Genomic DNA, 10,089 nt, shown 5'->3' with positions numbered 1-10,089 from the left:
GTGAGGGGGAGTGAGGCCATGGCGCCGGTTCCGGCGAGTTGGAGGAGGGTGTGGGAGCGGAGGGCTGTGATGTGTGCGGCGTCGTTGAGGGTGAGGGCGCCGGCGATGTGGGCGGCGGCGATTTCGCCTTGGGAGTGTCCGATGACGGCGTCGGGGTGGATGCCGTGGTGTTGCCAGAGTTTGGCGAGGGAGGTCATGACGGCGAAGAGTGCGGGTTGGATGACGTCGACGCGGTCGATGGGTGGTGTGTCGGGGAGGCCGTGGAGGATGTCGAGGAGGTTCCAGCCGGTGTGGGGTTGGAGTGCTTCGGCTGCGGCGGTGAGGTGTTCGGTGAACACGGGTGAGGTGGCGAGCAGTTCGCGGGCCATGCCTTCCCACTGCGAACCCTGGCCGGGAAACACGAACACGGTCTTCCCGTGGTCGGTGGCCACCCCCTCCACCACATCGGCCGACGGCACACCCCTGGCCAGCGAGTCGAGAGCCGGCGCCAGCTCCTCGTGACTCCCGGCGACGACGACCGCCCGATGACCGAGCGCGGCGCGGCCCCGGGCCAGCACCCCGCCGACCGGGGCCAGGTCCAGTCCGGGGTGCTCCTCCACATACGAACGCAGCCGCGCCGCCTGCTCCTTGAGCGCTTCCGGGTCGTGCGCGGACAGCAGCCACGGCACCGCGCCCGAAGGTGTGGCCGACGCCGCACCCCCGCTGTCGGCGGCCTCCGCGGCGGGCGCCTCCAGGATGACGTGCGCGTTCGTTCCGCTGATCCCGAACGACGAGACGGCGGCCCGGCGCGGCCCGCCGTGCTCGGGCCAGGGCTCGTCCTCGGTGAGCAGGCGTACGGCTCCGGCGTCCCAGTCGACGTGCGGTGAGGGCTCGTCCACGTGCAGGGTCTTCGGGAGCAGCCCGTGCCGCATGGCCTGCACCATCTTGATGATGCCGCCGACCCCGGCCGCGGCCTGGGTGTGCCCGATGTTCGACTTCAACGACCCCAGCCACAGGGGCTGTTCGGCGGGCCGGTCCTGTCCGTATGTGGCAAGCAGCGCCTGTGCCTCGATCGGGTCGCCCAGCGTCGTCCCCGTGCCGTGCGCCTCGACCGCGTCGACGTCCGCCGTGGTGAGTCCGGCGTCGGCGAGGGCCTGGCGGATCACCCGCTGCTGCGAGGGACCGTTGGGCGCGGACAACTGCCCGCTCGTGCCGTCCTGGTTGACGGCGGAGCCCCGTACGACCGCGAGCACCCGGTGTCCGTTGCGGCGGGCGTCGGACAGCCGCTCCACCAGGAGCAGCCCCACGCCCTCGCCCCACCCCGTGCCGTCCGCCGACGCCGCGAACGCCTTGCAGCGGCCGTCGGGGGACAGCCCGCGCTGCCGGCTGAACTCGACGAACAGGCCGGGCGTGGCGATGATCGTCGCCCCGCCCGCCAGCGCGAGATCGCACTCGCCCCGGCGCAGCGACTGCACGGCCAGATGCAGGGCGACCAGCGACGACGAGCACGCCGTGTCCACCGTCACCGCCGGGCCTTCGAGCCCGAAGGTGTACGAGAGACGGCCGGACGCCACGGACCCGGCGCTGCCGGTCCCGATGTAGCCCTCCAGGCCGTCCGGAGCCCGGCGGATCCGCCCGCCGTAATCCCCGTACATCACCCCGGCAAACACTCCGGTGCGGGAGCCGCGCAGCGTGTCCGGGTCGATGCCGGCCCGCTCGAACGCCTCCCAGGCGCTCTCCAGCAGCAGTCGCTGCTGCGGGTCGATGGCTGTCGCCTCCCGCGGGCTGATGCCGAAGAACGCCGGGTCGAAGCGGTCCGCCTCGTGCAGGAACCCGCCTTCCCGCGCATAGCTCCGGCCGGTCCGCTCGGGGTCGGGGTCGTAGAGCGCGGCGGTGTCCCACCCCCGGTTCTCCGGGAACGGGGAGATCGCGTCGGTGCCCGAAGCGACGACCTCCCACAGTTCCTCGGGGGAGCGCACCCCGCCCGGGTAGCGGCACGACATGCCGACGATCGCGATCGGTTCGTGCCGCTCCGCCTCGACCTCGGTCAGCCGCTGCCGGGTCTGGAGCAGGTCATTGGTCACGCGCTTGAGGTAGTCACGGAGCCTGGCCTCGTTCGTCATGCGACGTCAACTCTCCTCGTCGTACGGTTCATTCGGATCCGAGCTGTCCGTCGATGAGCTGGAAGAGCTCGTCGTCGGACGCCTGGTCCAGCTGGGGGGTGGCGGTGGTGTCGGTGTCCAAGGCAGCTGAGGGGGCGTCCCCGGCTGCTGTGAGCCTGGCCTGCAGGGAGGCCAGCCGGGCGCTGATCCGCTCGCGGGCCTCCGCGCCGAGCGCGGCCCCGTCGACGGCGGTCTCCAGCTCGTCGATGCGGGCCAGCGTCGATGCCGCCCCGCCGGGCAGCCGGTCGGTCAGCTCCCCGTGGAGATGGGTGGCGAGCGCGGTCGCGGTCGGACGGTCGAAGAGCAGAGTGGCGGGCAGCTTCAGCCCGGTCTCGGCTGCGAGGCGGTTGCGCAGTTCGACGGCGGCCAGTGAATCGAGGCCGAGGTCGAGCAGACCCCGGTCGGCGGGAACCGGACGGTTCGGCGGGTGGCCGAGGATCTCGGCCACCGCCGCCCGCACCAGATCCAGCACGATGCGCGGCCGATCCGCCTCGGCGGCCCCGGCGAGTTTGCGGACCCACGGCGCGTCGCCGTCCACGTCGACGACGGGCCTGTCCGCCGCCCCGGCCGCCTGCGAGGACCGCCGTGCCGGCAGACCGACCAGGGTCCGCAACAGCGGCGGCACGCGCCCCGGGTCACCGAGCCTGCGCAGCGCCGAGGTGTCCAGCCGTGCCGGTACGGCGGTGGTGAGTCCCGAAGCCAGCGCCGAGTCGAACAGCGCGAGCCCTTCCTCCGCGGTGAGCGGCGCGATGCCGGTACGCGCGATCCTGGCCAGATCGGCGCTGCCCAGGGCCCCGCCCATGCCGCCGGGCTGCTCCCACAGCCCCCAGGCGAGGGAGAGCGCCGGCAGTCCGAGCGCGTGGCGGTGCTGGGCCAGCGCGTCCACGTACGTGTTGGCGGCGGCGTAGTTGGCCTGCCCGGCGTTGCCGATGACCCCCGCGACCGAGGAGAACAGGACGAAGGCGTCCAGTTCGATCCCCCGCTCCAGGGTCAGTTCGTGCAGCAGCAGGGCGGCGTCCGCCTTCGGCCGGAGAACCGTCGCGAAGGCGTCATCCGTGAGCGTCTCCAGCGTGGCGTCCGCCGTGGCCCCCGCCGCATGGACGACAGCGGTCAGCGGATGCAGGTCGGGTAGGGAGTCGAGGAGTTTCGTGAGTGCGGCGCGGTCGGCGAGGTCGCAGGCGGTGAGCGTGACGTCGGCTCCGAGATCGGTGAGGCCCGCCACGAGCTGCCGGGCACCGGGCGCGTCCGGGCCCCGGCGGCTGGTCAGATGCAGGCGCCGTACCCCGTGGTGGGTGATGAGCCGTTCGGCGACCAGCCGGCCGAGCGCACCCGTGGCACCGGTCAGCAGCACCGTGCCCCGCCCCGTGTCCGGCAGGGCCGTACGCCTCTCCTCGGCGACCGGGACAGCGGCCAGGCGGGGCACCAGCACTTCGCCTTCCCGGAGGGCGAGTTGGGGTTCCTCCGTGCCGAGGGCCGCGTCCCGGATCAGGGCCGACGCGTCCGTCCCGTCGGTGTCCAGCAGGACGAACCGCCCGGGATGCTCGGTCTGGGCCGTACGCACCAGTCCCCACCAGGCCGACCGGTCGAGCCCCGGCACCGGTTCGCCGTCGCGGACGCCGATCGCGCCGGTCGTCGTGACGACCAGCCGGGCCCCGCCGAAGCGGGGCTCGGCCAGCCAGTCGCGCAACACCCGTGCGAGGCCGGGCAGGGAAGGGACCTCGCCGTCCAGTACGGCATCGCCGAGGAACTCGCCCTCCGCGTCGGCGATCCTGAGCGCCTCGTCGAGGCCGACCGCGGCGGCCTGCTCCTCGGGGGCGGACACCGTCGTCCACTCCACCCGGTACAGGCCGTCCCCGTTCCGGCGGGCCCGAGCGAACCGTGCCGGATCGGCCTCCCGTACGACCAGGGACGCCACGGACAGCACGGGAGCCCCTGCCTCGTCGGTCAGCAGCAGCGCGGCGGTGTCGGGCCCGGCCGGAGACAGCCGTACGCGCACCGATCCGGTCCGCGCCGGGTACACCCGCACCCCGTTCCAGGAGAACGGGACCGGAAGTCCGCCCGACGGCCCGGGGCCCGCGAGCGCGAGCGGGTGCAGGGCGGAGTCGAGGAGGGACGGCGACAGGAGGTGGCCGTCGTCCGCTTCGGCCGGTCCGACCTCGGCGAACCAGGTTCCGTCGGCCGGGTCGCGCCATGCGGCCCGCAACCCCTGGAAGGCGGGGCCGTAGGCGTAGCCCAGGGCGGCCAGTTCGGCATAGGCGCCACCGACCTCGACGGGCTCCGCCCCGGCCGGTGGCCAGGAACCCTTCTCCGGCTCCGGCGGTGCGGCCGTGTCCGGAGCGAGAAGCCCCGAGGCATGCACCACCCAGGGTTCGCCCGCCGCCCCGTCCCCGTGCCCGGCATCCGGCCGCGAGTGGACCGTGACCGCCCGGCGGCCGTCCGCCCCAGCCGCCCCGACGCTCACCTGTACCCGCACGGATCCCGTGTCCGGGAGCAGCAGCGGATCACTGAGGGTCAGTTCGTCGACCACGGCGGCACCGGCTTCCCGGCCCGCGTACAGGGCGAGTTCGAGCAGCGCGGCTCCCGGCACGACCACCGCGCCGAGCACCGCGTGGTCGGCCAGCCACGGATGGCTGTCCAGGGAGAGCAGCCCCGTGTGGACCGTGCCGGTCCCGTCGGCGAGTTCCACGGCGGCCCCGAGCAACGGATGGTCCGTGGCCCCGAGACCCGCCTGCTCCACCCCGGCCGCCCCGGCAGGAGCGGCCGGGCGGTCCAGCCAGTACCGCTCGCGCTGGAACGGGTACGTGGGCAGCTCGACGCGCCTGCGGCCGTCCGCCACCCCGTACAGGTTCCGGCCGACGGTGGCACCGGCGGCGTGCAGTGCGCCGAGCGCTTCCGGCAGCGAGCGCAGTTCGGAGCGGTCGCGGCGCAGCAGCGGCACCAGCACCGCCTCCGGGTGCGAGTCGGCGGCCATGGTCGTGAGCACCGCGTCCGGGCCGAGCTCCAGGAACGTCCCGATGCCCAGGTGCTTGAGCGTGCGGACGCCGTCGGCGAAACGGACGGCCTCGCGGACGTGCCGTACCCAGTGGTCCGCGGAGGCGAAGTCGTCGGCGTCGACGGCCTGTCCGGTGAGGTCGGAGATCACGGTGAGGGCAGGCGTCCGGAAGTCCAGCCCCGACACCACCTCGCGGAACTCCGCGAGGACCGGTTCCATCAGCGGCGAGTGGAAGGCGTGGCTCACGGTGAGCCTGCGGGTCCTCGCGCCCGTTCCGGCCGCCCGGGCGGCGATCTCGTCCACCGCTGCGGCCTCGCCCGACACCACGGTGGCCCGGGGCCCGTTGAGCGCTGCGATGCCCGCACGGCCCTCAAGACCGGTCAGCAGCCGCGTCACCGACTCCTCGTCGAGCTCCACGGCCAGCATCGCGCCCCCGGCAGGCAGTGCCTGCATCAGCCGCCCGCGCGCCGCCACCAGCGTCGCCGCGTCGCCCAGCGACAGCACACCCGCCGCGTGCGCGGCGCTCACCGACCCGATGGAGTGCCCGAGCAACGCGTCGGGACGCACACCGAAGTGCTCCACCAGCCGGAACAGCGCCGTCTCCAGGGCGAACAGTGCGGGCTGGGTGTAGCGCGTCTCGTTCAGCAGCGCCGCCTCGGGCGTGCCCTCGTCGGCGAACATGATCGCGTGCAGCGAGCGGCCGACGCGTGGGTCGAGCGCCGCGCACACCTCGTCGAACGCGTCGGCGAACACACCGTGCGCCGCGTACAGTTCCCGTCCCGCACCGGCGCGCTGGCTTCCCTGACCGGTGAAGAGGAACGCGGTCCGCACCCCCTCGGGCGCCAGGACCCCGCGGTTCTCGCCCGAGGCGACGGAGGCCAGCGCGCGCAGGGCCTCTTCCCGGCCTGCGGCGACGAAGGAGGCGCGGTGCTCGAAGGGACCGGGACCCGCCGCCAGAGCCGCCGGGACGTCCGCCGGGTGCAGCGCGGGCCGCCGTTCGAGCACGTCGGCGAGTTGAGCCGCCCGCGCCCTCAGCGCACTGGGCGTGTGCCCGGACACCAGCCACGGGACGAGCGGGCCGTCGGCGCCGGTGCCCGCAGTCTCCGTGGCGGGCGGGGTCCCGGCGGCGGCCGAGGTGTCCACGGCGGGCGGGGTGTCCGGCGCCTCCAGGATGACGTGGGCGTTGGTTCCGCTGATCCCGAAGGACGACACGCCCGCCCGCCGCGGCCGGCGGTGCTCCGGCCAGGGAGTCGTCTCGGTGAGCAGCGCGACGCCGCCTTCCGACCAGTCGACCTGTGACGTCGGCCGGTCGATGTGCAGGCTCCTGGGGAGGGTCCCGTGCCGCATGGAGAGCACGGTCTTGATGACGCCCGCGACGCCCGCCGCGGCCTGTGTGTGCCCGATGTTGGACTTCACCGAGCCCAGCAGCAGCGGTGTGCCGTCCTGCCGGTCCTGCCCGTAGACGGCCAGCAGCGCCTGGGCCTCGATCGGGTCCCCGAGCCGGGTCCCGGTCCCGTGCGCCTCGACGGCGTCGATGTCTCCGGCGGCCAGACCGGCCCGGTCCAGGGCCTGGCGGATGACCCGCTGCTGCGAGGGGCCGTTGGGTGCGGTGAGGCCGTTGCTCGCACCGTCCTGGTTGACGGCGGAGCCCCGGAGCAGGGCGAGCACCTCGTGGCCGTGGCGCCGGGCGTCCGAGAGCCGCTCCACGAGCAGCAGCCCGACGCCCTCGCCCCACCCGGTGCCGTCGGCGGCCTCCGCGAACGGCTTGCACCGCCCGTCGGCGGAGAGCCCTCGCTGCCGGCTGAACTCGACGAAGGTCGCGGGCCCGGCCATCACGGTGACGCCGCCGGCGAGTGCCAGGTCGCATTCGCCCTGCCGCAGCGCCTGGGCGGCCAGATGCAGGGCGACCAGGGACGAGGAGCACGCCGTGTCCACGGTCACCGCGGGCCCTTCGAGACCGAAGGTGTACGAGACCCGGCCGGAGGCCACACTGCCCGCGCTTCCGCTGACCAGGTACCCCTCGACCTCGCCGGGGGCGTTCGGCGACTGGTGCAGTCGCGCCCCGTAGTCGTTGTACATCACCCCGGCGAACACCCCGGTACGGGAGCCGCGCAGCCCGGCCGGATCGATTCCGGCCCGCTCGAACGCCTCCCAGGCCGTCTCCAGCAGCAGCCGCTGCTGCGGGTCCGTGGTGAGGGCCTCACGCGGACTCATCCCGAAGAAGTCCGGGTCGAAGTCGGCGGCTGCGTGCAGGAATCCGCCCTCCCTGGCATACGAGGTGCCGGGCCGGGAGGCGTCCGGGTCGTAGAGGGCGTCAAGGTCCCAGCCCCGGTCGGTGGGGAAGCCGGAGACGGCATCCGTCCCGTCGCTGACCAGGCGCCACAGCTCCTCGGGCGTGGTGACCCCGCCGGGGAAGCGGCAGGCCATGGACACGATGGCGACCGGGTCGTCGTCGGCGGCGGCGGCAGCCGCCGTGACCGGGGCTGCCGCGGCCGTGGATCCGACAAGTTCGGTACGCAACCGGGCGGCGAGCGCCCGCGGGGTCGGGTGGTCGAAGACCAGGGTGGTGGGCAGGCGCAGACCGGTGGCCGTACTGAGCCGGTTGCGCAGATCGACGGCTGCCAGCGAATCGAAACCGAGGTCGGTGAAGGCGCGGCCACCGGGCACCGCCGCCGCGTCCGGGTGGCCCAGCACGGTGGCCGTGGCGGTGCGCACCAGCTCCAGCAGCTTCCGTTCCGCGTCCTCGGGAGAGAGGCCGGCCACCTGGTCGGCGAAGGCCGGACCGGACGGGGTGGCGGCGGAGTTGGCCGCGCGGCGGGGCCGCGTCGGCGTCAGCGACCGCAGCGGTGCGGGGACCGGCACGCCTCCTTCGCCCAGGGTGGCGGTGGTGAAGCGGGAGGCGACGAGCAGCGGGAGCCGGGAGCCGAGCGCGTCGTCGAAGAGCCGCACGGCGTGCTCGGCGGGAAGCGGGGCGATGCCGGAACGGGCGAGCCGGACGTGATCGGAGGCGCCCAGCCCCGACCCCATCCCGTCGGGCTGGTCCCAGAGGCCCCAGGCGACCGACGTGGCGGGCAGACCGAGTGCGTGGCGGTGCTGGGCGAGGGCGTCCAGGTAGGTGTTGGCCGCCGCGTAGTTGGCCTGGCCGGCCGTGCCGGTGATCCCGGTGACCGAGGAGAAGAGAACGAAGGCTGCTGGTTCCAGACCGAGTTCGAGCGTGAGCTCGTGCAGCAGCAGGGCCGCGTCCGCCTTCGGCCGCAGGACCGTGTCGAGGCGGTCCGGGGCGAGGTCCTCCAGTACACCGTCGTCGAGGACTCCGGCCGCGTGCACGACCGCGCTCAGGGCGTGTGCGGCGGGGATGCCGGTGAGCAGGCGCGTGACGGCGGCCCGGTCGGCGGTGTCGCAGGCCACGAGGGTGACGGCGGCCCCGAGCTCCGCGAGGTGCGCGAGCAGTTCCGGCGCGCCGGGGGCCGTCGGGCCGCGCCGGCCGGCGAGGAGCAGATGCCGGACTCCGTGGTGGGTGATGAGCCGCTCGGCGATCGTGGCGCCGAGCGCCCCGGTGGCTCCGGTCAGCAGCACGGTGCCCGCTCCGTCCGGGCCGGCGACCGAGGGGGCCGGGGACGCGGTGTCCGGGCCGTGCGCTGCGATGCGCGCCAGCCGGGGCACCAGCACCCGGCCTTCGCGCAGAGCGAGTTGGGGTTCGTCTGCTGCCAGTGCTCCGGCCAGGGCCCGTTCGCTTGCCGCGCTGTCGTCGGAGTCGACGAGGACGAAGGTGCCGGGGTGTTCGGACTGGGCGGTGCGGAGCAGACCCCACACCGCGGCGGCCGGGAGACCGGTGACGGCCTCGCCCGGGCCGGCCGCGACGGCGTTCGAGGTGACGACGGCGAGCCTGGTGCCCGCGGGCCGCTCGGCCACCAGCCACTCCTGGACGAGCGTCAGGGCCCGGTGGGTCGCCTCGGCCACGGGAAGGCCGGAGTCGATCCGTACGATCTCGGGCGCGGGCAGCACGTCACGGGCGCGCCCGCGGGGAACCCCCGGTTCCGTCCACTCCACCGTGTACAGCGGGTCGGTGGGGGTGGGGGCCGTCGGGGCCGCTGTCACGATGGGCGCGGGCAGCAGATGGACCGCGTCCACGGAGGCGACCGGGTCGCCGCCCGAGTCGGTCAGTGACAGGGACATGGAGTCCCCGCCGGCCGGCTCCAGCCGGATCCGCACCGAGTCGGCGCCGGTGGCGTGGAGGCGGACACCGGACCAGGAGAACGGAAGCTTCAGCTCCGCACCTCCGTCACGCAGAGGCAGGAGGTGCAGCGCCGCGTCGAGCAGCGCCGGATGCAGCGCGAACTCCACGGCGGAGTCGCGCAGTTCCTCCGGCAGTGCGGCCTCGGCGAGGAGGGTGTCCCCGAGGGCCCAGGCCTTCCGCAGGTTGCGGAAGGCCGGGCCGTAGCCGTAGCCCAGCCGCTCCAGCCGTTCGTACACCTCGGCCACGTCCGTGGGGACCGCGTCGGCCGGAGGCCACACGGTTTCCGGTGCGGGAACTTCGTGGTCCGCCGCAGCCAGTCGGCCGGAGGCGTGCCGCACCCACGCCGAACCGTCGGCGGGCCGGGCATGCACGCTGAACGGCCGGCCCGTGCTGTCGGGCGCACCGACCGTGAGCTGAAGAGACACTGCCGAGCCGTCGGCCGGGAGCGCGAGCGGAGCTTCGAGCGTCAGCTCGTCCACGACCGGAACATCCGCCTTCTCGCCCGCCCGCAGCGCCAGTTCGACGAAAAGCGCCGCCGGTACGAGCGGTACTCCGCCCATCGCATGGTCGGCGAGCCAGGGGAGCAGGGCCGTGCCCACCTCACCGGTGAAGAGCAGACCGTCGTCCTCGGCCAGCTCGACGGCCGGGGCGAGCAGCGCGTCGGCCGTGGCGGTCGCTGTCGCATCCAACCAGTAGTGGGTGGGTTGGAAGGGGTAGGT

2 protein-coding genes are annotated in these 10,089 nt (G+C 74.3%); both read right to left on the bottom strand.

Annotated elements, in window-relative coordinates; genetic code table 11:
• Nucleotides 1–2,102: type I polyketide synthase (locus EAO72_RS15215; RefSeq protein WP_148017875.1), on the bottom strand; the 2,102-nt coding region annotated here is incomplete at its 3' end.
• Between the two features lie 28 nt (nt 2,103–2,130).
• Nucleotides 2,131–10,089: type I polyketide synthase (locus EAO72_RS15210; RefSeq protein WP_148017876.1), on the bottom strand; the 7,959-nt coding region annotated here is incomplete at its 5' end.

This window comes from Streptomyces sp. OR43, assembly GCF_008042275.1.
Taxonomy (GTDB): Bacteria; Actinomycetota; Actinomycetes; order Streptomycetales; family Streptomycetaceae; genus Streptomyces.
This window is presented reverse-complemented; position numbering and strand designations above follow the sequence as displayed.